Origin of the sequence: Mycetocola miduiensis, from assembly GCF_900115155.1 — a bacterium.
GTDB lineage: Bacteria > Actinomycetota > Actinomycetes > Actinomycetales > Microbacteriaceae > Mycetocola_A > Mycetocola_A miduiensis.
The window spans coordinates 52,585-73,380 of sequence record NZ_FOVM01000006.1 but is presented as its reverse complement, the minus strand read 5'-3'; the positions used below and the strand labels follow the sequence as shown (position 1 = coordinate 73,380).

Annotated in this window: 22 protein-coding genes; 12 read left to right on the top strand and 10 right to left on the bottom strand. The window is 66.2% G+C overall.

The genetic code is table 11. The features are described from left to right. Positions 1–34 precede the first annotated feature (34 nt). On the top strand, positions 35–1,747 hold the full coding sequence (locus tag BM197_RS10780; protein ID WP_090711370.1) for a hypothetical protein: 1,713 nt from the start codon (positions 35–37) through the stop codon (positions 1,745–1,747). A 233-nt stretch (positions 1,748–1,980) separates the two neighbouring features. Further along, a complete protein-coding gene (locus BM197_RS10775; protein WP_090711368.1) occupies positions 1,981–2,991 on the top strand; it encodes a PHP domain-containing protein in 1,011 nt (336 codons plus the stop codon). Positions 2,992–3,106: 115 nt separating this feature from the next. On the opposite strand, the gene BM197_RS10770 is transcribed toward BM197_RS10775, so the two are convergent. Beyond that, positions 3,107–3,874 carry a VOC family protein gene (locus BM197_RS10770; protein ID WP_090711367.1) on the bottom strand — a complete coding sequence of 256 codons (768 nt, stop codon included), beginning with the start codon at positions 3,872–3,874 and terminating at the stop codon, positions 3,107–3,109. 125 nt (positions 3,875–3,999) lie between these two features. Here BM197_RS10770 and BM197_RS10765 point away from each other — a divergent pair, with 125 nt between their 5' ends. Then, complete coding sequence (locus BM197_RS10765) at positions 4,000–4,272, top strand: putative acetyltransferase (RefSeq protein ID WP_090711365.1); 273 nt, start codon at positions 4,000–4,002, stop codon at positions 4,270–4,272. Here BM197_RS10765 and BM197_RS10760 read toward each other — a convergent pair. Continuing rightward, positions 4,259–5,332, bottom strand: coding sequence for a LacI family DNA-binding transcriptional regulator (locus BM197_RS10760; protein WP_090711363.1), 1,074 nt, complete (start codon positions 5,330–5,332; stop codon positions 4,259–4,261). The genes BM197_RS10765 and BM197_RS10760 overlap by 14 nt on opposite strands. A gap of 193 nt (positions 5,333–5,525) precedes the next feature. Here BM197_RS10760 and BM197_RS10755 point away from each other — a divergent pair, with 193 nt between their 5' ends. The 7 genes from BM197_RS10755 (at position 5,526) to BM197_RS10725 (ending at position 12,094) form a co-directional block, all read left to right on the top strand. Next, positions 5,526–6,401 carry an ABC transporter substrate-binding protein gene (locus tag BM197_RS10755; RefSeq protein ID WP_425435715.1) on the top strand — a complete coding sequence of 292 codons (876 nt, stop codon included), beginning with the start codon at positions 5,526–5,528 and terminating at the stop codon, positions 6,399–6,401. 68 nt (positions 6,402–6,469) lie between these two features. Next, a complete protein-coding gene (locus BM197_RS10750; RefSeq protein ID WP_090711359.1) occupies positions 6,470–7,264 on the top strand; it encodes an amino acid ABC transporter permease in 795 nt (264 codons plus the stop codon). Further along, a complete protein-coding gene (locus BM197_RS10745) occupies positions 7,261–8,031 on the top strand; it encodes an amino acid ABC transporter ATP-binding protein (protein WP_090711357.1) in 771 nt (256 codons plus the stop codon). The genes BM197_RS10750 and BM197_RS10745 overlap by 4 nt, the downstream gene beginning before the upstream one ends. After that, the gene (locus tag BM197_RS10740) at positions 8,031–9,095 is read left to right on the top strand and encodes a Gfo/Idh/MocA family protein (RefSeq protein WP_090711355.1); all 1,065 of its coding nucleotides are present in this window, start codon (positions 8,031–8,033) and stop codon (positions 9,093–9,095) included. The genes BM197_RS10745 and BM197_RS10740 overlap by 1 nt, the downstream gene beginning before the upstream one ends. Beyond that, on the top strand, positions 9,092–10,222 hold the full coding sequence (locus BM197_RS10735) for an NAD(P)/FAD-dependent oxidoreductase (RefSeq protein ID WP_090711354.1): 1,131 nt from the start codon (positions 9,092–9,094) through the stop codon (positions 10,220–10,222). Before BM197_RS10740 ends, BM197_RS10735 begins: the two co-directional genes overlap by 4 nt. Before the next feature lie 4 nt (positions 10,223–10,226). Continuing rightward, positions 10,227–11,054: a PfkB family carbohydrate kinase gene (locus BM197_RS10730; RefSeq protein ID WP_090711352.1), complete on the top strand. Its 828-nt coding sequence runs from the start codon at positions 10,227–10,229 to the stop codon at positions 11,052–11,054. 20 nt (positions 11,055–11,074) lie between these two features. Next, entirely contained in the window at positions 11,075–12,094 is a 1,020-nt protein-coding gene (locus BM197_RS10725) for an SIS domain-containing protein (RefSeq protein WP_090711350.1), read from the top strand. A gap of 112 nt (positions 12,095–12,206) precedes the next feature. On the opposite strand, the gene BM197_RS10720 is transcribed toward BM197_RS10725, so the two are convergent. The 3 genes from BM197_RS10720 to BM197_RS10710 form a co-directional block, all read right to left on the bottom strand. Continuing rightward, positions 12,207–12,686 carry an SRPBCC family protein gene (locus tag BM197_RS10720; RefSeq protein WP_090711348.1) on the bottom strand — a complete coding sequence of 160 codons (480 nt, stop codon included), beginning with the start codon at positions 12,684–12,686 and terminating at the stop codon, positions 12,207–12,209. A 1-nt stretch (position 12,687) separates the two neighbouring features. Next, a complete protein-coding gene (locus BM197_RS10715) occupies positions 12,688–13,056 on the bottom strand; it encodes an ArsR/SmtB family transcription factor (RefSeq protein WP_090711346.1) in 369 nt (122 codons plus the stop codon). A gap of 123 nt (positions 13,057–13,179) precedes the next feature. Then, complete coding sequence (locus tag BM197_RS10710; protein WP_090711344.1) at positions 13,180–13,674, bottom strand: GrpB family protein; 495 nt, start codon at positions 13,672–13,674, stop codon at positions 13,180–13,182. Positions 13,675–13,773: 99 nt separating this feature from the next. Here BM197_RS10710 and BM197_RS10705 point away from each other — a divergent pair, with 99 nt between their 5' ends. Next, positions 13,774–14,625, top strand: coding sequence for a DUF4097 family beta strand repeat-containing protein (locus BM197_RS10705; RefSeq protein WP_177216807.1), 852 nt, complete (start codon positions 13,774–13,776; stop codon positions 14,623–14,625). A gap of 362 nt (positions 14,626–14,987) precedes the next feature. Then, a complete protein-coding gene (locus tag BM197_RS10700) occupies positions 14,988–15,332 on the top strand; it encodes a hypothetical protein (protein WP_090711340.1) in 345 nt (114 codons plus the stop codon). 185 nt (positions 15,333–15,517) lie between these two features. Here BM197_RS10700 and BM197_RS10695 read toward each other — a convergent pair whose 3' ends face one another. From BM197_RS10695 to BM197_RS10675, 5 genes are read right to left on the bottom strand one after another with little or no spacing between them, the layout of a single operon-like run. Then, complete coding sequence (locus BM197_RS10695) at positions 15,518–17,023, bottom strand: aldehyde dehydrogenase (NADP(+)) (protein WP_090711338.1); 1,506 nt, start codon at positions 17,021–17,023, stop codon at positions 15,518–15,520. Between the two features lie 7 nt (positions 17,024–17,030). Beyond that, the gene (locus BM197_RS10690; protein WP_090711336.1) at positions 17,031–18,032 is read right to left on the bottom strand and encodes a proline racemase family protein; all 1,002 of its coding nucleotides are present in this window, start codon (positions 18,030–18,032) and stop codon (positions 17,031–17,033) included. Positions 18,033–18,062: 30 nt separating this feature from the next. Continuing rightward, a complete protein-coding gene (locus BM197_RS10685) occupies positions 18,063–18,995 on the bottom strand; it encodes a dihydrodipicolinate synthase family protein (protein ID WP_090711334.1) in 933 nt (310 codons plus the stop codon). After that, a complete protein-coding gene (locus tag BM197_RS10680) occupies positions 18,992–20,476 on the bottom strand; it encodes an NAD(P)/FAD-dependent oxidoreductase (protein ID WP_090711332.1) in 1,485 nt (494 codons plus the stop codon). Before BM197_RS10680 ends, BM197_RS10685 begins: the two co-directional genes overlap by 4 nt. After that, positions 20,473–20,796 carry a (2Fe-2S)-binding protein gene (locus BM197_RS10675; protein ID WP_090711330.1) on the bottom strand — a complete coding sequence of 108 codons (324 nt, stop codon included), beginning with the start codon at positions 20,794–20,796 and terminating at the stop codon, positions 20,473–20,475. The genes BM197_RS10680 and BM197_RS10675 overlap by 4 nt, the downstream gene beginning before the upstream one ends.

The following is a 20,796-nucleotide window of genomic DNA, read 5'->3' as shown; positions in this document are numbered from 1 at the left end:
CGCGCCCCTCCTCCGGGTGACATACCGTGGGGGCATGCCAACCCTGACCCGGCTCACGCGGCCTACCGCCTTGGCACTGATGGGGCTCCTCGCGCTCACGGCGTGCACCGCGAGCGCGCCGGATCGCCCGTCGAGTGGCGCGGTGAAGACATCCGGTCCGGATGCCGCCCTCACGGTGATCGACGCACCCGACGACCGGGATGCATCCGTCGCGACGAGCCGGGAACTGTTCGACTCGTCCCCCGTTGTCGTCATCGCCCCCACCGGCGACGCCAACGCTCAGGAACTGGCGGCCCGCACCGCGATCGGCCTCGGCGTTCCGCTACTGGTCGGCGACACCGGTAAACCCACGAGCACGAGCACGACGACCGCTGCGCCGGAGGAAGAATCCAGCAGCCCGGCGGCGACCGAGGACAGCGCAGCCTCCGGGCTGGATGCCGAACTGGAGCGACTGGGCACCACCACGGCACTCGTTATCGGCAACGTCGAACCGGTGCACGACGATGAGATCACCGTCGAACAAGTGCCGGCGAAAGCTGCGGACATTTCCGAGGCGACCGGTCTCAAACTCGCAAAACCCGCCACGGATGACCCGGCCGGTTTCGCGACCATCATCGCCGCCCACGAAGCACCCAAGCCAGACCAATCCGGCGACAGCCACGCCAGCACCGGCCCGTCGACGAGCATCCCCCACCCGAAACGCGCCGCGCCGCTCGAAGACACGGTCGCACTCGCGGTCGACGGCGCCGCCCAGCTCGCCTCGATTGCGACAGCGCGGGCAGCGGGCATTCCGGTGCATCTGCTTCCCGCCGAGTCCCCGAACCCGCAAGCGCAGGCATCCGTCATCGAGGCGCTGCACGCGTCGAAGACAACCAAAACCTTGGCGATCGGCGCCGAGTTCGCCGGCCAACCGGCCCTGGACTGGAAGATCCGTACGGCCCGAAGCGGCACACAGCTGCCGGGCGGCGGGCAGGTCCTGTTCCCGCAACACCAGTTCGTGGCCCTGTACGGCACGCCGAGCACGGGCGTCCTCGGCGTCCTCGGCGAACAGGGCGCTGAAGCTTCGGTCCAGCGCGCCAGGGACCTCGCGGCTCCCTACGAGGCCCTCACCGACAAAACCGTCGTGCCCATGTTCGAGATCATCGCGACCGTCGCCGCCGCTGGCGCGGGCGCGGACGGCAACTACTCCAACGAGCTGCCGGTCGACAGCCTCCGGCCCTTCGTGGATGCCGCAGCCGCAGCGGGACTGTATGTCGTCCTCGACCTGCAGCCGGGCCGTACCGACTTCCTCACCCAGGCGAAGATGTACCAGCCGCTGCTCGAACTGCCGAATGTCGGCCTCGCCCTCGACCCGGAATGGCGGCTCGGACCCGACCAGGTTCCACTGCGACAGATCGGCTCCGTCAGCGCCGCCGAGATCAACACCGTGACCAGCTGGCTCGCCGACCTGACCAACGAGAAGTCCCTGCCGCAGAAGATGCTCGTGCTGCACCAGTTCCGGACGGCCATGATCTCTGACCGCGCGTCTCTTGACCGCTCGCGGCCCGAAGTCGCGGTACTCATTCACGCCGACGGGCAGGGCGGCCAGAGCGACAAACAGGCGACCTGGGCGAACCTGCACCGCGACGCCCCGACCGACGTTTACTGGGGGTGGAAGAACTTCTACGACGAAGACCTCCCGATGCTGACACCCGAGCAGACGATGACTGCCGTCTCGCCCGCCCCCGACCTGGTTACCTACCAGTAGCCGCAGCAAGGAGTTCCCATGATCGACGTCGAAACGGCCGTCGTGGTCCGCCGGCCGCAGGCGGTCGTCGCCGCGTATGCCGCGAACCACAAGGACCTCGCGAACATCAAACAGATCCTCGAGGCGCGCTGACGAGCGGATGCCGCGCCGCAACCGCTCGCCCGCGATCCGCGTCGGTGCCATGCTGGGAACCTGACGACCCCGACCTGTCCGGCTGACCGAGCGGAGATGCAATGAGGCCGACCGAAGCCCTCGACGAGATCGCCTTCCTCCTGGAGCGCGACCTCGCCTCGCCGTTCAAAACGAAGGCTTTCCGTTCAGCGATCGTTGCGATCGCGCCGCTCAGCGACGACGAAATCGCCACGCGGGTCGCCGACGGAAGCCTGAAACGCACGAAAGGCATCGGCTCTACCACGTACACCGTGATCGAACAGGCCGTCGATGGTGACGTTCCCGGTTATCTCGCCGACCTGCGCGAGAAGATCGGCGGCCCGGTCACGGATGCCGGTACCTCGCTGCGGGCGAAACTCAAAGGCGACCTGCACAGTCACAGCACCTGGTCCGACGGCACGACCGACCTCGCATCGATGGCGCGCACCGCCCAGCGCATCGGCCACGACTACCTCGTCGCCAGCGACCACTCGCCGTCGCTCACGATCGCGAACGGGCTCAGCACCGAACGCCTCGAGAAGCAGCTGGTCGAACTCGACGAGCTCAACGCCCAGTTCGACGACTTCCGGATGCTCGCCGGCATCGAGGTCGACATCCTCATCGACGGAGAACTCGACCAGTCCGACGAGGTGCTCGGCCGGCTCGACCTCGTCGTCGCGAGCGTGCACTCCAAGCTACGGATGGATTCCAACGCAATGACCGAACGGATGCTCGCAGCGATCAGGCATCCACGATCCAACGTCCTCGGCCACTGCACCGGGCGGCTGATCCAGGGCAGCCGGGGCACCCGCCCGCAGTCGACCTTCGACGCGGCCACCGTCTTCGCGGCATGCGCCGAGAACGACGTCGCCGTGGAGATCAACTCGCGGCCCGAACGACAGGACCCGCCCGACGATCTCATCCAGGTCGCACTCGACGCCGGATGCCTATTCAGCATCGACAGCGACGCTCACGCTCCGGGCCAACTCGGCCTCCTCGACCTGGGCGCCGCCCGCGCCGAGGCGGCCGGCATCCCGGCGGAGCGCATCGTGACCACCTGGCAGCTCGAGCGCCTGCTCGAGTGGGCCAGCTGACGCGAAGAATCAGATCGACATCACCTGATGCGGACGGAAACCCCCGGTGCTCCGCATGAATCCGTCCGGACTAAGTGAAACCGCCCGGACGCGGAGCGCCCCGTTCGGCGAGTGCTCAGATCGACATCACTCGCAGCACAGCCCCGGTCGGGTCGATGAGGCTCGCAATTCGGCCGTACGGCGTGTCCGTGGCTTCGTCCTTCACCGTCGCACCGAGCTCGACGGCTTTCGCGACCGTTGCGTCGACATCCGTCGCACCGAAATACACCGCCCAGCCGGCCGGCTCATCGCCGAGCATGGAGGCGGCGTCGTAAATGCCGCAGAACTGCTTGCCGTCTTTCTCGAACACCATGTACCGAAACTCGTCGCCGGTGTCCACGGGGCTCAGGGTCCAGTCGAAGGCCTTCTCGTAGAACTCGACCTCCTTGTCGAAGTCTGTCGCCAGCAGTTCGCACCAGACCGGAGCGCCGTGCTCCCGCTCCACCTGGAACCCCGTGTGCTTGCCTGGCTGCCAATACCCGACCGTCGCGCCGACAGGGTCGGTGGCGAAGCCCATCACGCCCATCTCCGGCACGTTCATCGCCTCGAACATATTCATCCCACCTGCTTCGGCGATCGCCTCGGCGGTCGCCTCAGCATCCGTCGTGAGCAGGTACACCGACCAGGTGTCGGGGTACGGCGCATCGTCCTGCTTCTTCATGGCGCCGGCCACGCGCCGGTGCGCGATGCTGAAGCTGACGTACCCGCCGTACAACACCTCATCGCCGGTTTCTGCGTCCCATCCGAAGAGCGCGCTGTAGAACTCCTGCGAGCGAGCAGGATCTGAGGTCGTAAGCTCGAGCCAGCAGGGTGCGCCGGGAGTCGTGACCGTGATGTCAGGCATGGGGTTCCCTTCGTCGTTGGTTGATGGCGACATCAGGGTACGCCGCCGCTCGATCGGTCGGCTAGGGGGTTCGACGGCGGCTCATGAGAGGCTGGACGGATGCTCCCCCACACTCCGAAATCCGCATGTTAGGCGATGAGGCGGTCGCGTTCCTCCGCTCCGCCGGCGAAGGAACCCGCGTCGTCGTGCGACACCAGCTGCCTGACGGGCAGGCGACGGATGCCCTCGGCTGGTTCCTCCGCGCCGACGACACTCACTGCGCGATCGCGACGAAGCGCGGGCTGGAGACCATCGCGTTCAGTGCGGTGATCGCGGCCAAGGAAGTGCCGCCGCCGCCCCCGCCGCGCTCGAGGCGGCGGCCCGAGCCGCCGATCGAGCTGCGTCCTACTGGGCACTGACCGCCACCGGGCCGATCGAATCCCGCTCCACCAGCGCCGCAGGCAGACGAAGAGTAGTGGCATCCGGCGCCATTCCGCGCATCAGTCGAAGCAGTTCCTCCGCCGCGGTGACACCGACGTCGTAGATCGGCTGGGACACGACCGTCATCGGCGGATCGGTGATGGCCGCCCAATCGACGTCGTCGAAGGCAACAACGGAAACGTCGCGGGGGACCTTTATTCCCAGCTCGCGGAAAGCGAGCAGTACGTTGAGAGCGACGAGGCTATCCGAAAGGAGGATCGCGGTCGGCGGCTCGCTGAGCGCCAGCAGATCCGCGATCACCGCATGTGTCTTCTCCGCGCCGTGTGCCTCGAACCGGATCAGCTCTGGCGAAATCGGAATACCTGTCTCTTCCAGTCCCTGAAGGATCCCCACCAGGCGGTCCGTCACCGACGAAACGCCGAGGGGCAATCCGCTGTAACGCTCACCATCGGTCCCCAGCGCGGAAACAAATGCGATGCGCCGATGCCCCTCAGCGACGAGAGCTCTCGTCGCTGCACGCGCAGCCGGAGCGATGTCGACGCCAACCGAGACGGCAGGCAAGCTTTCGATCCGCCGGTCGAGCAACACGAGCGGGTGGCCGGATTGGTGCACTTCGCGCAGGTGTTCCGTTCGGTATGCGGATGCGGGGGCGACGATCAACCCGTCTACGCGCTTGTCGAGGAGTAAGCGCACCGCGTCGATCTCAGCCTCGACGTCTTCGGACGTGTTGACCAGGATGATGTCGTACCCGGCCCGCTTCGCGGCATCCGAAATCCCCCGCATCGCCAAGCCGAAATAGCCGTTCTCGATGTCGCCGACGACGACCCCGATGGTCTTCGACTTGCCCGTGTTCATGCTGCGGGCGAGCTCGTTTGGGCGATATCCCAGTGCTTCTGCCGCCGCCAGAACACGATCGCGCGCTTCATCGCTCACCGCTCCGTACCCGCCGAGCGCCCGAGACGCCGTGGCTTTCGCGACGCCCGCCTCACGTGCGACGTCGGCGACGGTCACTTCGCGTCTCCTCGATGCTGCGGTCATGGCAACCTTTCCAAAAGAGGCTATTGACACCCCTCGGGGGCCGATGTAAGTTCCTACTCATGCAATTGAGTCCGGACTCACCATAGCAAATGAGTCCGGACTCAAGGCAAGCCATCAGCACCAATTCCCTTCCCAGAGCAACAGAGCCGTCGCTCAGCCGGCCTGCACGCCAACCACCCCGATTGGATTCGCCGTGAAGTACCAAGTTCCTCGTCGCCGGGCCGCAATTCTCGCAGCCGCCGCAGCCGTCGCCCTCACTCTCTCTGCCTGCAGCGGAGCAGGTGGAGGCAGCCAGCAAGCCGCCGGCAGCACCGATGACAACCCCTACAACCTGATCACCCCGGGCGAGGTCCGCGTGGCCAGCGTCGGCGACATCAAGCCGTACACCTTCACGGATGCCAGTGGAGAGTTCACCGGCTTCGACGTCGAGCTGTTCAAGGATGTCGCCGACCGCGTCGGCATCGACAATGTCGTCTTCACCGGGCAGGACTTCTCCAGCCTCCTCGCCGCCGTGGCGAACGAGCAGTACGACGTCGGGGTTGCTGCGATCGGCATCACCGACGAGCGCAAGCAGACGGTCGACTTCAGCGACGGTTACCTCGCCGGCTACCTCACCATCCTCAGTTCCAAGGAATCGGCCGTGAAGACGGAGGATGACCTTGCCGGAAAGCGCCTGGGCGTCGTCCAGGGCACGCTCCAGGAGAATTACGCCGTCAAGAACTTCAAGGACACGGAGCTGGTGCGGTTCCCCGACAACAACTCGGCAATCTCCGCGCTGAACACCGGCACCGTCGACGCCCACTTCCTCGACTACGAGTCGGCCAAGGCATACATCGAGCAGTTCGGACTCGTCAGCGTCAGTGACATCCCCTCGTTCGACGCCCCAGCCGGCTTCGCCGTGGCGAAGGGAAACACAGAACTTGTGGAGGCCCTCAACAAGGGACTCGCCGAAGCGATGGAAGACGGAACCTGGAAGGAACTGTACGAGAAGTGGTTCCCAGGTTCCCCCATGCCCGAGCAGTACCTGCCGAAAGCCGAACAGACGTCGACCCCGACGCCTGAATCCTAAACCGTTGCGGGTGTCCGCGCGGCAGCGCGTGGACACCCGCACCACCCCCTAGCTTCTGAGAGATCACCATGGACTGGTTCGACAACATCGTCAAAACCTTCTTCGACGTCGAGGCGATGATCGTCGTCCTGCCGCAACTGCTCGGCACCGGCCTCGTCAACACCCTCATCATCTCCATCGCAGCCACGATTATTGGAGTCGTCCTCGGCATGATCATCGCCGTGATGGGCATCTCCACCTCTCGCTGGCTGCGCATCCCGGCGCGAATCTACACGGATATCTTCCGTGGCCTTCCAGCGATCCTCACGATCCTTCTCATCGGCCAGGGCTTCGCACGTTTCAGCCAGACCGTGTTCGGCCCCTCGCCCTATCCGCTCGGCATTCTCGCCCTGAGCTTGATCGCTTCCGCCTACATCGGTGAGATCTTCCGTGCAGGCATCCAAAGCGTCGACCGCGGCCAGCTTGAGGCCTGTCGAGCCCTCGGCATGAGCTACGGAAAGGCCATGCGCCTCGTCGTCGTCCCGCAAGGCATCCGACGGGTCCTGCCGGCTCTCGTCAACCAGTTCATCGCAATCGTCAAGGACTCGAGCCTCGTGTACTTCCTGGGCCTGCTCGTCAGCGAACGTGAACTCTTCCGGGTCGGGCAGGACGCCGCAGTTCTGACCGGCAACCTGTCGCCGCTCGTCATGGCCGGCCTCTTCTACCTGATCATCACCATCCCGCTGACGCACCTCGTCAACTACTTCGACAACCGGTTCCGCACCGGCCGCCGCAAGGCAACGCCGCCCAAGAGCGGACTCGACGAAGTCGAAGAGATTCAGCCGCAGTCACCGGTCGCACTCACCTACGGGAGCAACACATGACCTACACATCACCTATCCCCGTCACCGACGCGGTCGTCTACAACGGCTCCGGGCTTGAGCTGGTCGACCTCACCATGGCCTACGGAGACATCGACGTCATCCGCGGAGTGAGCATGAAGGTCGAACCAGGCACGACAACCTGCGTGATCGGCCCGTCCGGCTCGGGTAAGTCCACCATGCTCCGCGGCATCAACCGGTTGCATGAGCCCAAGAGCGGAGACGTGCTCCTCGCCGGGGAAAGTGCGCTGAAGGTGAAGCCCGACATCCTCCGCCGGCGGATCGGGCTGGTGTTCCAGCACTTCAACCTGTTTCCCGACCACACCGCGCTCGAAAACGTCGCGCTCGCCCTCCGCACGGTCAAAGGACTGGGCAAGCAGCAGTCGCTTGACGTCGCGGCGGATCGTCTCGCCGAGGTCGGGCTGGCAGACCGCGCACACCACCGGCCGCGCGACTTGTCCGGTGGCCAGCAGCAGCGCGTTGCGATCGCGCGTGCCCTTGCCATGGAGCCGGAGGTGATGCTCTTCGACGAGGTCACCAGCGCGCTCGACCCCGAACTCGTCAAGGGCGTCCTCAACCTCATGGCCTCTCTCGGCCAGCGGGGCATGACCATGGTCGTCGTGACCCACGAGATGAACTTCGCCCGCCGCGTCGCCGACCAGGTTGTGTTCATGGACGCGGGCAAGGTCGTCGAAGCCGGGCGACCTGAAGACCTCTTCGACAAGCCGCAGAGTCCCAGGCTCCGCCTCTTCCTCTCTGAGGTGCTCTAGTGACCGGGATCCGGACCGCCATCATCGGATTCGGCACGTCGGGTCGTGTCTTCCATGGCCCGCTCCTCGCGGCGAATCCGGAATTCTCGGTGGACCTCGTCGTGACGTCGGACCCTGAACGAAAGGATGCAGCCTCCAGCCAGCATCAAGAGGCGCGCATCGTCGACACCGCCGACGGACTGTTCGACCGATCGGATGAACTGGATCTCGTCGTGATCGGCTCCCCGCCCAACACTCACGCGGACATCGCGATGCGCGCAATCGACGCTGGCCTCGCCGTCGTCGTCGACAAACCGTTTACGGCAACGTCGGCCGAAGGGCGGGCGGTCATCGATCAAGCGACCGCGAAAAACGTGCCGCTAACCGTCTTCCAGAATCGGCGATGGGACGCCGACTTCCTCACCCTGCGCGAACTGCTCGAGCAGGGTGCTCTCGGCGAGGTTCACCGCTTCGAATCGAGGTTCGAGTGGTGGAAGCCGACACCGTCCAAGGCTTGGAAGGCGACGACCACGGCCGACGAGGGCGGCGGCATCCTCTTCGATCTGGGGACGCATCTTCTCGACCAGGCGCTCCAGTTGTTCGGAGCGGTCGAAGAGATCTCCGCCGAACTCGACGTGCGCAATCCGCACAATGTCGCCGACGATGACGCATTCGTCGCGCTCCGTCACTCCTCAGGAGTTCGAACACATTTGTGGATGAGTTCGGTCTCGGCCCAGTCCGGTCCCCGGTTCCGCGTACTCGGCTCGCAGTCGGGCTACACGAAATGGGGTCTCGACCTCCAGGAGGAAGCATTGTTGCGGGGTGCCTCGCCAGCGGATCCCGACTACGGTGTCGAGCCTCCAACAGCCTGGGGAAAACTCGGGGTCGGAGAATCGACCGCCGGCGTACCTGCACGACGCGGCTCCTACGACGACTTCTACGCGTTGCTGGCGGATGCCCTGCTTCGCGGCGCATCCCTCCCGGTCGATCCCCGCGACTCACTCGAGGTCATCGAACTCATCGAACACATCCACTCCGTTGCCGCCAGCGGCTCCTCTCTTCTCTCACCAGCAAGGACATCATGACAACCCCTACCAGCTCAGCTCGCGTCGTCGTCATCGGAGGAGGAGTGCTCGGCGTATCGACCGCCACCCACCTCGCCCGAGCGGGGGCATCCGTGACACTCCTCACCGAATCAGCGATCTCCTCCGGTGCATCCGGACGATCACTGTCATGGCTGAACTCCGCCGGCGAGCGCTCACCGGAGTACCACGCGCTTCGGATGGCGGGCATCGACCGCTACCGCACTCTCGGCCAGAAGCTCGGCGACAACCGCTTTCTCCGTTTCGAGGGCGGCCTGACCTGGGCCGCTCCAGGCGAGAGCTACGCGAGTCGCTACCAGCACGAACGTTCGATCGGTTACGACTCGGTCTGGTTGCAGCCCGACGAGATCGAGCGTTGGACACCCGGTGTCGATCCATCTTCGGTGAATTCGGAAGGTGCGATCTTCAACCCCGGTGAGGGGTGGGTGGACCTCCCTTCCCTGATCGAACACCTACTTTCCGGGTTCCGGGCGGCTGGTGGGACCGTGCACGACAATGTCGGCCGTGTCAGTGTTGACGTCACGAACGGGCGCGCCAGCGGCGCGCGAACCGCTGGCGGCGACGTGCACGAGGCAGACGCGGTGGTCCTGGCCGCTGGTCCGTGGGTGCCCGGCGCCCTCGACGAGCTCGGAGTGAGGGTCGAAGACCAGACGCCGATCTCACTGCTGCTCACGACCCACCCGGTGAAGACCGACCTGAAAGCCGTGCTCAACACGCCTCGCGTGGCGGTTCGACCGACTCCGGACGGCACTCTGGTCCTCGATTCGGGCTGGTCGGAAGAAGAGGTCGTCGACCTCGGAAACGGTTCGTACCAGGTGAACGACGACACCCTCGCCGGTCTGCTGGCCGAAGCATCCGCCGTCCTGGCGGGCCACCCCACTCTTGAACTGGATCGCTACGGCGTGGGACCGAAGCCCATCCCCGGTGATGGTGAACCCGTCGCAGGGCCTGTCGACGAGATCCCCGGCCTGCACGTGCTGTTCACGCACAGCGGCGCGACGCTCGGGCTGATCCTCGGCGAACTCGTCGCTCAGGAAATTCTCACCGGCATCGCCAGCCCGCTGCTGCAGAGGTTCCGGCTGTCGCGCTTCAGCGTGCCAACCTCATAGCGGGATGCCTCCCCGTATCGTCGCGGTCGGTGATAATGTCGTCGACTGCTACCCCGAGCATGCCCGGATGTTCCCCGGCGGCAACTGCGTCAACGTCTCGGTCTTCGCCGCGCGTTTCGGCGCGGACACGGCGTACATCGGTGCGATCGCCGACGACGCCGCCGGCGCGCTCCTCCGCAACTCCCTGGCCGCTGAGGGCGTCGACATTCAGCGGCTGAGAACCGTGAAGGGCTGCACCGCCTACTGCGTGGTCGGCAACGCTGACGGCGATCGGGTCTTTGTCAGCTCTGACAAAGGGGTCTCGGAATTTCAGCCGGATTCCGAGGATCTCGACTTCGTGTCGGGTTTCGATGCCGTACACATCGGAGCCTCCAGCGGGCTCGACAGCCACCTCGACACGTTCTCCGGGCTGGCACGACTCTCCTACGACTTCTCGATTCGCCGGGACCAGAGCCACGTCACATCCGTAGCGCCGCTCTGCTACCTGGCGTCGTTCTCCGGCGGAGACCTTACCGACACGGAGATTGCCGAGCTAATCGAGACCAGCTGCGCTGCGGGCGCCGAATGGACCCTCGTGACCCGGGGCGATCGCGGCGCGATTCTCACGAATGCGGCTGAGACCTGGACATCCTCGGCGACACCGACGACGGTCGTGGACACCCTTGGTGCGGGCGACACCTTCAGCGCGCGGGTGCTGGTCGGACTGCTCCGCGGAGAAGACCCCGGGTCGTTCCTTGCGGATGCCGCATCAGCCGCGTCCGCTACCTGCACCCAGTTGGGCGCGTTCGGATTCGGGTCGAACCTTCAACTCCCCCTCCACACCACCTCATAGACCCCTTAGCTAGGAGAACAATGACCAACGGAACCTATGTCGGACCATCGACCGTCGCACCGGCACCCGAGAACATTTCGGCCACCCAGACCCACGCCCTGAGCCTGTGGGACTCGATTGACGGGTTCGTCTCCGGACTCAAACAAGCCCCGAAGCGAGTCTTTTGGGTCGGTGCCGGTGGCTCGTTCGTCGGCCTTCAGGCGGCCCAGTTCGTGATGGATCGCGACTCGCTGACGCCCTCGGTCGCCATCAACTCCGACGAGTTTTTCTACCGAGCGCCCGCCAGCGTCGGAGCCGACTCGCTCGTCATTGTGCTCTCGGGCACCGGCAACACTCCGGAGACCGTGCGCGCTGCCGAATGGGCGTCGTCTCGGGGCGCCTCGGTCGCAGCCGTCACCCTCAAGGAAGATGGCAACCTTGCCCGGGCCGTCGAAACCGCCTTCGTGACGCAGTCAGGCGAGGGCAACCAGATCGTCCTTCAGCTGATCGCACTGGCCATTCTCTCTCGTGAGGGAGCGGATGTCGCGGGCCGGCTCGACGCTCTGCGTACTCTTCCGGATGCGATCGACGCGGCCGTCTCCGGATTCGAGGCCCAGGCCGCACGAATTGCCGAGGACATGAAAGATGTTCCTGTCACGTACCTCATCGCGTCAGGGCCGCTCGTTGGGCCGGGCAACACCTTCACCAGCTGCTTTCTTCAGGAGATGCAGTGGATGCACGCGGCCACCATCAACGCTGACGAGTTCTTCCAGGGCCCATTTGAAGTGTTCGACGCAGAAACGAAGAGCATCGTCTTCCTCGGCGAAGACGAGACCCGCCCGATGGCCGAACGCGCCCAGGCCTTCCTCGACCAGTACAGCGGCGTGACGCACTACGTTGACAGCCGCGACCTGGACCTGCCGGGCGTCCCAGCCGACCAGCGCGCGTTCGTCGCCCCGGTGGTCTTCTACACGCTGATGTTCCGGCTGGCGGCACACTACGCGGCTGTTCGGGGCTACGCGCTTGAGGGCCGACGTTACATGTGGCAGTTCGCGTACTGATCTCTCGCTGATCGTACGTCGACAGGCTCAGCAACAGACGACGAAGGAGCGTATCGAGATCGAAATGGATCTCGATACGCTCCTTCGTCGCTACTCGATACGCGGGGTAGGTTCAGGTCGACACCATCGCCAGCAGCTCGTCGAGCCGCTCGTAGCCGTCGTTGACGCCCTGCTCCATGCCGGACTGCGCCATGCCGTCCCGGGCTTCCAACGAGGGGTACACGCTGTGCCCGGTCACTCTGCTGCGCCCGTTCCCGAGGTCCTCGAGCTTCTGCGACTCCAGGCTGACCACACCGGGGAAACCCTCGAACTCGAAGGTCTGCACGATGCCGTTCTCGATCGACGCGGAGTGCACGACTCCGTTGAACCAGTACTCGTCGTCGCCGTCACGGTGCACGTAGCGGTACCCGCCGCCTGGAACCAGGTCCCAGCGGTCGATTTCCATCTCGTAGCCGCGTGGTCCGAGCCAGTTCTTGACGAGCTCGGGGTCGGTGTGAGCCCGGAAGACGGCCTCAACCGGAGCATCGAATTCACGCTCGATCTCGATGAAGGGCAGCCCTTCAGGGAGCGTGATCTTTGTGGGGTTGGTCATGTCATTTCCTTTCTGTGTTGTGGGTGGTGACATCGGTGTCCAGACCGGCGAGGACAGCGTCCAGCCGGCGGAAGCTTGATTCGGTGGTGAGCCGATAGGTGTCGATCCAGGCGGTCAGCTGCTCAAGCGCCTCGGGCACGAGGTGGGCAGGCCGGCGTTGGGCATCCTTCGAACGGCTCACCAGCCCGGCCTGCTCGAGCACCTGGATGTGCTTCGACACGGCCTGCTTCGTGATCGCGAACGGCTCGGCGAGGTCGTTCACCGTCGCCGGGCCGCGACTGAGCCTCGCGACGATCGCCCTCCGTACCGGGTCCGCCAGCGCCATGAACGCCCGATCCAGCCGGTCTTCGGCTTCCGTCACGACGTCCATATCCAACTAACTCCTTTATCAACCTTTTGATTGAATATAGAACCGTGGGTGTGAACTGGCAACCCCTGTGTTCGACTTTTTTCGTGACGCCCGGACCGAGCTCCGGACGTCGGCATATGGCAGCTACAGCGTCGATTTCCCCGACGGATGCTCGGCCCACCGGTCCAGGACACCGTCGAAGAACTCCGACTTCCGGTTCTCGTATTCGGCGGCCGTGGCATCCGTCTTGACCGAGTTGTACTCGGCGACAAGTCCGGGGTCGGCTGCGAGCAACCGCCACATCCGCGAGAATCGCTCGTCGTGCTCGGTGCCGATCGGCGTGACGGCCAGCCCGGTCGGAAGATCCGCCGGTACCTCGAATGTCGCGAGCGTCGCACACCAGATCTCGGGGTGAACCACGGCGAACATCCCCAGCAGCCGGGCAACCGCCGACTCGAACTGGGCCGGCTCCACCCGCAGGTGCAGGTCCACATCGCCCTTGGTCATGGCGCCGTCGACGCTGCTGCCGCCGACGAGCTCAAGAGCTCCAGGCACGCCCGCCTTCCGCAGCCGGGTGCGCTGCTCGCGAAGGATCTGCTCCGCCTGCGGGCGGAACCGCTCCGACCGGGCGAGCTCCATGCATCCATCGTAGAGACCCCTCCCCATGCGGCGGACTGGTCGCTACCCTTGAGGCGACAGCGACCCGACCTCGCGCACCACATGAGAAAGAGGCTCGACATGACGCTCCCTCCACAACCACAGATGCAGCCCCCGTATCCACCCCAGGCGCCACCGCGACGCGGCATGTCGACGGGGCTTGTGCTCCTGCTGGTCATCGGCATCCCCTTGGTTGTTCTCGCCCTGATCATCGGCGGCTCGATTGGCGCCGTCAACGCGTTCAGGGGAACTCCCGTAACCGACAGCGTCGACGCAGATGCCGCATCCATGCTCCTCGTGAACGCCACGAACGCATCCATTCACCTGTCGGCCAGCGACGACGACGACGAGATCCACGCCACCATGAACGGCTCCTACGCCGGCAGGAAACCGTCGCTGGATGTCACAACGGCGGGCGGCCAGACCGAGATTCGAGGCGGATGCCCCGGCGGCTGGTTCCTGATCAACCGCTGCCAGGTGCGGATCGAGGTTTCCGTTCCCTCCGACCTCGACGTCACGGTGGGTGGGCAGAACGGCGCCATCCGTGCCGACGGGCTCACCGGTGATCTGGACCTGTCGACCACGAACGGCAGCGTCGAGGTCGACGAATCGAGCGGCGTCCTTTCGCTCCACTCGACGAACGGCAAGATCGAACTCCAGGATTCCGCGTCGACCGACGTGGTGGCTGAGACGACCAACGGCGCGGTACTTCTCTCGTTCTCCGACGCACCGGACGAGGTGACCGCCAACAGCACGAACGGCGGCATCCGGATCGTCGTGCCCGACGACGGCACCGAGTACTTCATCGAGGCCGAAACGACCAACGGCGGCGTGGACACCGAGGATGTACCCGGCGACCGTCGGGCCGACCGTACCATCACCGCCGGGACCACGAACGGCGGCATCACGATCGAGACCTCGCACCGCCGCTGACCGGATGCCGCCCCGACCGGATGCCTCGCGCGGGTCTCGTGGTCGAGCGCGGGTGGAAATGCACCCGCGCGCAGCCAAAACACCCGCGCGAGACGCGGAACGCTCAGGCGAGGGACGGTGCCCGGCGGAACTTCCGGAATCCGTGCACGAAGTGGTAGAGCACAGCCGAGAGCAGGATCACCACGGCGAGCGCTCTCCGGTCGGCCAACCCGGCTGCTGAACGCGGGTCTTCCGGGCTCGCGCGAGTCAAAATACACCCGCGCAGCGCACAAACACCCGCGCTGACTATGAGTGGCAAGCGCCGCAACCCCGTTGCGCGGGCGGATGCCGACGGCTTGGCTGGGCGAAGAAGGGAGGCCACCATGGCCGTGAAATTGAACCAGCGGGCATTCCGCCACGCGAAGAAGCTGATCGACGACGGAAAGGTCACGCACGACGAGCGCGACGACTGGAGTGAGCACGCCCCGTCCGCTGACCAGGAGAACACCTTTCTCGACAAGCACAGCTGGTCCGATTACTCGGACTGGTACCTCGGAGTCGACGACGAGCATCCGGACGACACCAAGGGTCACTACAAGTTCCCGATCGGCGACTTCCGCAAAGTGCATCGCTGCGGCGTCATCGCGGCCGAGAGTCGGGCGGGGCAGAACGACTACGACGACATCCGGGATGCGCTCAAGAAGCTTCTCGAGCGCATCGACGGGTGACGCGGGGCTCGTTGCCGCCGCACCGCCCTCAAGCGAGGACGGATGCCGGTGCACCGCGCGAGGCTCGAACGCACGTCTACCGGAGGGGCCACAACCGCGCCCGAACCAGCCCGCGCGGGTGGAATTGCGTTGCGCGGGTGAAAAAACACCCGCGCAACACCAAAACACCCGCGCGAGGCACCCTGTCAGCGGGAGGACAGCGCGGCGCTTCCCCAGCTCAGGGACTCCCCGGCCGGGCTCCGGTGCTGCGGAACACCCCACGGGTTGTCATCCCGCAGCGGCTCCGGCAGGAGGGCCTCCGGCGCGCTCTGGTAGCTGACCGAGCGCAGGAACCGGGAGATCGCCGCGGTACCGACGGAGGTGCCGGTGTCCATCGTCGTCGCCGGGTACGGCCCGCCGTGCTGCATCGCCGGGGTAACGGCGACGCCGGTCGGCCAGCCGCCGAACAGCACCCGCCCGACGTGGCTGGTCAGCCACTGCACGAGCGAACGAACCGGCTCGGAGTCCTCCCCGTCGGCCAGGTGCACGGTGCCGGTGAGGTTGCCGTCGAACAGCAACTCGGCGACCGGAACCAGCTCAGACTCGTCGTCGTACTCGACCACGATGGCGAGCGGACCGAAGGCCTCATCGCGCAGACGTTCCCGCTGCTCGACCAGATTCTGGATCGGCACGCGAACGAAGGTTGGGGTCGCCCAGCCCTGACCGTCCTCGTCGATCCGCAAGGCGCCTTCGGCGAGCGCGGTGACGCCGTCGGTGCCGAGGATCGTGTCCCTGCGGTCGCCGTACCCGGAGGCGATGCCGGGGTTGAGCATCCGGTGTTCACCGATGTCACTGCCGCGTGACGCCACCTTCTCGGCGAATCCCTGCCCTGCGGGCACGAAGAGGAAACCGGGTTTGGTGCACAGCTGTCCCGCTGACCCGGAGACGCTCGTGACGAAACCGTCGGCGATCGCATCGGCGTTCTCGGCGAGGGCCGCCGAGGTGACGAACGCCGGGTTGACGCTGCCGAGTTCGCCGTAGAACGGGATCGGCGCGGGCCGAGCGGCGGCGATGTCGGCGAGCATCCGGCCGGCCCGGATCGACCCGGTGAACGACGCGGCGGCGATCCGCGGGTCCTTCAGCATGGTCACTCCAGCTTCCTGGCCCGAGATGAGCTGCAGGATGCCGTCCGGCGCGCCGGCCTTGGCGAGCGCCTTGTTCGCGACCTCGGCGGTGAGCTCAGACAGGCGGGGGTGCCCGGAGTGCGCCTTCACGATGACCGGGTTTCCGGCCGCGAGCGCCGAAGCGGTGTCCCCACCGAGGACCGAGAACGCGAATGGAAAGTTGCTGGCAGCGAAGTTGAGCACCGGGCCGACCGGCACCCGGTAGCGGCGCAGGTCGGGACGCACACCGAGCGCGAAGGAGTCGTCGGCCTCATCGATTCGCACATCGAGGTAGCCGCCGTCGAGAATGACGTCGGCGAAGAGCCGCAACTGCACGGCGGTGCGCTTCAGTTCCCCGCCGAGGCGGGCGTCGGTGAGCCCGGTCTCCTCACGGGCAACGGTGACGAGGTCGGCCTGCGCCGCTTCGAGGGCATCAGCGACGGCGACGAGCGCCCGGGCGCGCAACCGCGGTTCCATGCCTGCCCACTCAGGGGCGGCATCCGCTGCGCGCTGCGCGATCGTGTCGAGTTCTTCAGTGGTCAGGGACATGTCGGCCTCACAATTGGAATCCGGTGGGAAAAGGGTCTGACGGGTCGAGCAGGTACGACCCGATTCCGGTCACCCAGGCCCGCCCGGTCACGGTGGGGATCACGGCGGGGATGCCGTCAACGGTGGTCTCGCCGATCAGCCGTCCGACGAAACGTGAGCCGATGAACGACTCGTTGATGAAGTCGGTGTCGAGGGCGAGCTCCCCGCGGGCCCACAGTTCGGCCATCCGTGCGGATGTTCCGGTGCCGCACGGCGACCGGTCGAACCAGCCGGGGTAGATCGCCATCGCGTGCCGGGAGTGCTCCGCGGTCGACCCGCTGGCGATGAACTCGACGTGGTGGCAGTGGTTGACCCCATCGATCTCCGGATGCCGCGGGGGGTTGGTCGAGTTGATGGCATCCATGATCGCGAGCCCTGCGGTGAGGATCTCTTGCTGGTTGGACCGGTCGAACGGCAGGCCGACGTCGTCGAGGTCGACCATGGCGTAGAAGTTGCCGCCGAAGGCGAGGCTGTACCGAACCGGCCCATAACCGGGCACCTCGACGGTGTCGTCGAGCCGAACACTGTACGCGGGCACGTTTTCGATCGTGACGGAGTCGGCGTGCCCGTCGCTCACCGCAACGCGGGCGATAACGAGCCCCGCGGGGGTGTCCAGTCGGATGGTCGTGACCGGTTCGGTGACCTCGACCATGCCCGTCTCCACCAGCACGGTCGCGACACCGATGGTGCCGTGCCCGCACATCGGCAGGCAACCGGACACCTCGATGTATACGACACCCCAGTCGGCGTCAGGCCGGGTCGGAGCCTGCAGGATTGCACCGCTCATCGCCGCATGACCGCGCGGCTCATTCATGAGCAATTGACGGATGTCGTCAAGATGCTCCATGAAGTACAGCCGCTTCTCGTTCATGGTCGCGCCGGGGATGACGCCGACGCCGCCGGTGACGACGCGCGTCGGCATCCCCTCGGTGTGCGAGTCCACCGCGGTAAACATGCGTTTTGAACGCATCCTGTGCTCCTTCCCGGCCGTGCCGAGGTGTTACGCGTGAACCCGCGAGCGGCTCTTGATGTAGTTCAGCGCTTTCTGGGTGTCTGCACGCACTGCGGCTTCGTTCTCGGCGCTGAGCGGTCCGCGCGGAGGACGTGTGGGTCCACCGTAGCTGTTGCCGGCGATGTCGACGGAGAGCTTGATGGCCTGCACGAACTCGGTCTTGGAGTCCCACCGGAACACGGCGACGAGCTGCGTGTACAGTTCGAGGGCTTCGGCGATGTTGCCGGCCTTCACCTGGTCGTAGATCTCAACGGCTTCCCGCGGGAACGCGTTGGGGTAACCGGCGAACCAGCCGGTCGCACCGGCGACGAGGGATTCGAAGAGCAGGTCGTCGGCTCCGGCGATGACGTCGAGGTCGCAGACCTCCTGGATCTCGAGCACGCGACGGATGTCGGCGGAGAACTCCTTAATGGCGACGACCTCGGGGATTTCAGCGATCCGCTTGAGCAGCGCGGGGGTCAGGTCCACCTTGGTGTCGAACGGGTTGTTGTACGCCATGATCGGCAGACCGACCTCGGCTACCCGGGCGTAGTGCTCCACAACCTCGTCGTCGTTGGCGCGGTAGATGGTCGGCGGAAGGAGCAGCACACCGTCTGCACCGTCTTCCTTCGCGTACTCGGCCCACTGCCTAGCCTGGTGCCAGCCGACACCGTGCACTCCGGCGACGACGAGGCCGCGGTCGCCGACGGTCTCCACGGCCACCTGGATGACCTTGCGGCGCTCCTCGTCTGTGAGCGAGGAGTACTCGCCGAGCGATCCGTTCGGGCCGACGCCGCGGCATCCGTTCGAGATCAAGAAGTCGCAGTGCTCAGCGAACCGGTCGTAGTCGACGGCCAGTCCGGCGGGCGCTGAGGCGTCCTCTTTGAAGGCGAGCGTGGTGGCGACGATGACGCCACCGAGGTCGAATTTCTGTTTGGTCATGATGTGGGCCCTTTCGGAGGATCGGCCAGCGGTGTGGGGGTGGTTGGAGAAGGATCGGTTGGGCGGGCGGCTGCGGCGAGTTCGCCGAGACGGAGGGGAACGGCAATCGGCCGGCGGTCGGTCGACACGGTGTCGCCGAGGGTGTTTCCCGGCAGTCGGCGGGCGATCAGCTGTTCGAGCGACCGGCCGCAGACCCGGCCCTGGCAGATGCCGAGCCCGGCGCGGGTGGTGAGTTTGAGCGATCGCAGCGAGGTCGACGCGGTGCTCTCGGCGGTGCTGCAGAGCGCACCGAAGCTCACTTCCTCACAGCGGCAGACGATCGTGTCGTCGGTGACCATGTCGGGCCAGCCTGGGCGGATGCCATGGGCGGCTTCGATTCGGCGGGCGAAACCCTCGTAGATCCGCCGTTTGCGGACCTCCCCGGGCAGATCGAAAGGATTCCCCCCTGCGGCGGCGTGTCCCGCGAGAGCACCTTCGGCGAGCGCGAGGTCGACGCCGCCGATACCCGTGATCTCACCGGCGGCGTACACACCGGGAACGCTCGTCGCCTGGGCGTCGTCGACCGCGACGAATCGCTCGTCGGTGATCTGGCAGCCCGCAGCGATGGCGAGCTCGAGTCGCGGGGTGAACCCGTGGCTGACGCAGACGGCATCGACGGCGAGGGTGCGCTCGGTGCCGGCGACCGGGGTCCAGTTCTTATCGAGGGACGCGACGGTGACCGATTCGACCCGGTCTGTTCCGTGCGCGGCGATGACGGATGCGCCCGTGGTGTACGGAATCCGGCTCTTCAGCTGGCCGCCGATGTATCCGGCGAGTTCGGCGCCCTTCTTCGCGGCGGGCAGCAGTTGCCAGGGTCGTGGCAGCCAGCCCCGGACGAGTGAGGACAGCCGCGAGGATTCGAAGACTCCGAGAACGCGCGAGCCGGTTGCGGCGAGCGACGCAGCGACGGGCAGCAGGAATGGGCCGGCGCCGGCGACGACGACGTGGGCACCAACGGCGAGCCGCTCACCCTTCGCGAGGGCCTGTGCTGCACCGCCGGTGAAGACGCCGGGCAGGTCCCAGCCCGGGAACGGGAGGGTGCGGTCGTGGGCGCCGGTGGCGAGGACGATCGCGTCGGGCAGCAGTTCGATCCGTTCGCGGCCGGTGCCGTCGCTCGGGCCGACGATCACGTGCACCCGGCCAGGGCCGGTTCCGGTCGTGGAGGGCGACGCAGTCGCATCGATCGCGAAGACGGACGCTGACGTGAGGATGCGGCATCCGTCGTCGGCGACCAATTGGGCCTGAAGCGCACGGAAAGTATCCCAACCGTGGTGCAGGATGCGTTCACGAGCGGCAGGCCGTTCCGCCGGGAGGTGCCGCCAGAACTGACCGCCGAGCTGTTCGGAGGAGTCGACGAGGGTGACGGAGGCGCCGCGGCGACGAGCAGCGCGTGCCGCGGCGAGCCCGGCCGGGCCGGCGCCAAGGATCAGGACAGAGCTCATGCGATGCTCCCCGGGAGCGCGTCGTGCTGGGTGACGACGACGTCACCATCGACGGCGCGGCGCTGGCACGCCCGCACGTCACGGTCGCCGTTGACCTCGACGAGGCAGTCGAAGCAAACGCCGATGCCGCAGAACACGCCGCGTGATTTGCCCGACACGGAGGTGCGGCGGAATCCGAGCGGCCCGCTGGCGAGGATCACACCGGCGATGCTCTGGCCGGAGACACCCTCGATCGGTGCGCCGTCGAACTGGATCGACACCGAAGCGGGCGACGACGGCCGGATCGGGTCGTCGGAGAAGGGCAGCAGTCGCGCGGTCAT

Coding starts and splice junctions, on each gene's coding strand:
- BM197_RS10780 (WP_090711370.1), top strand. CDS start 35: ATGCCAACCCTGACCCGGCTCACGCGGCCTACCGCCTTGGCACTGATG.
- BM197_RS10775 (WP_090711368.1), top strand. CDS start 1,981: ATGAGGCCGACCGAAGCCCTCGACGAGATCGCCTTCCTCCTGGAGCGC.
- BM197_RS10770 (WP_090711367.1), bottom strand. CDS start 3,874: ATGCCTGACATCACGGTCACGACTCCCGGCGCACCCTGCTGGCTCGAG.
- BM197_RS10765 (WP_090711365.1), top strand. CDS start 4,000: ATGTTAGGCGATGAGGCGGTCGCGTTCCTCCGCTCCGCCGGCGAAGGA.
- BM197_RS10760 (WP_090711363.1), bottom strand. CDS start 5,332: ATGACCGCAGCATCGAGGAGACGCGAAGTGACCGTCGCCGACGTCGCA.
- BM197_RS10750 (WP_090711359.1), top strand. CDS start 6,470: ATGGACTGGTTCGACAACATCGTCAAAACCTTCTTCGACGTCGAGGCG.
- BM197_RS10745 (WP_090711357.1), top strand. CDS start 7,261: ATGACCTACACATCACCTATCCCCGTCACCGACGCGGTCGTCTACAAC.
- BM197_RS10735 (WP_090711354.1), top strand. CDS start 9,092: ATGACAACCCCTACCAGCTCAGCTCGCGTCGTCGTCATCGGAGGAGGA.
- BM197_RS10730 (WP_090711352.1), top strand. CDS start 10,227: ATGCCTCCCCGTATCGTCGCGGTCGGTGATAATGTCGTCGACTGCTAC.
- BM197_RS10725 (WP_090711350.1), top strand. CDS start 11,075: ATGACCAACGGAACCTATGTCGGACCATCGACCGTCGCACCGGCACCC.
- BM197_RS10720 (WP_090711348.1), bottom strand. CDS start 12,686: ATGACCAACCCCACAAAGATCACGCTCCCTGAAGGGCTGCCCTTCATC.
- BM197_RS10715 (WP_090711346.1), bottom strand. CDS start 13,056: ATGGACGTCGTGACGGAAGCCGAAGACCGGCTGGATCGGGCGTTCATG.
- BM197_RS10710 (WP_090711344.1), bottom strand. CDS start 13,674: ATGGAGCTCGCCCGGTCGGAGCGGTTCCGCCCGCAGGCGGAGCAGATC.
- BM197_RS10705 (WP_177216807.1), top strand. CDS start 13,774: ATGACGCTCCCTCCACAACCACAGATGCAGCCCCCGTATCCACCCCAG.
- BM197_RS10700 (WP_090711340.1), top strand. CDS start 14,988: ATGGCCGTGAAATTGAACCAGCGGGCATTCCGCCACGCGAAGAAGCTG.
- BM197_RS10695 (WP_090711338.1), bottom strand. CDS start 17,023: ATGTCCCTGACCACTGAAGAACTCGACACGATCGCGCAGCGCGCAGCG.
- BM197_RS10690 (WP_090711336.1), bottom strand. CDS start 18,032: ATGCGTTCAAAACGCATGTTTACCGCGGTGGACTCGCACACCGAGGGG.
- BM197_RS10685 (WP_090711334.1), bottom strand. CDS start 18,995: ATGACCAAACAGAAATTCGACCTCGGTGGCGTCATCGTCGCCACCACG.
- BM197_RS10680 (WP_090711332.1), bottom strand. CDS start 20,476: ATGAGCTCTGTCCTGATCCTTGGCGCCGGCCCGGCCGGGCTCGCCGCG.
- BM197_RS10675 (WP_090711330.1), bottom strand. CDS start 20,796: ATGACCGCGCGACTGCTGCCCTTCTCCGACGACCCGATCCGGCCGTCG.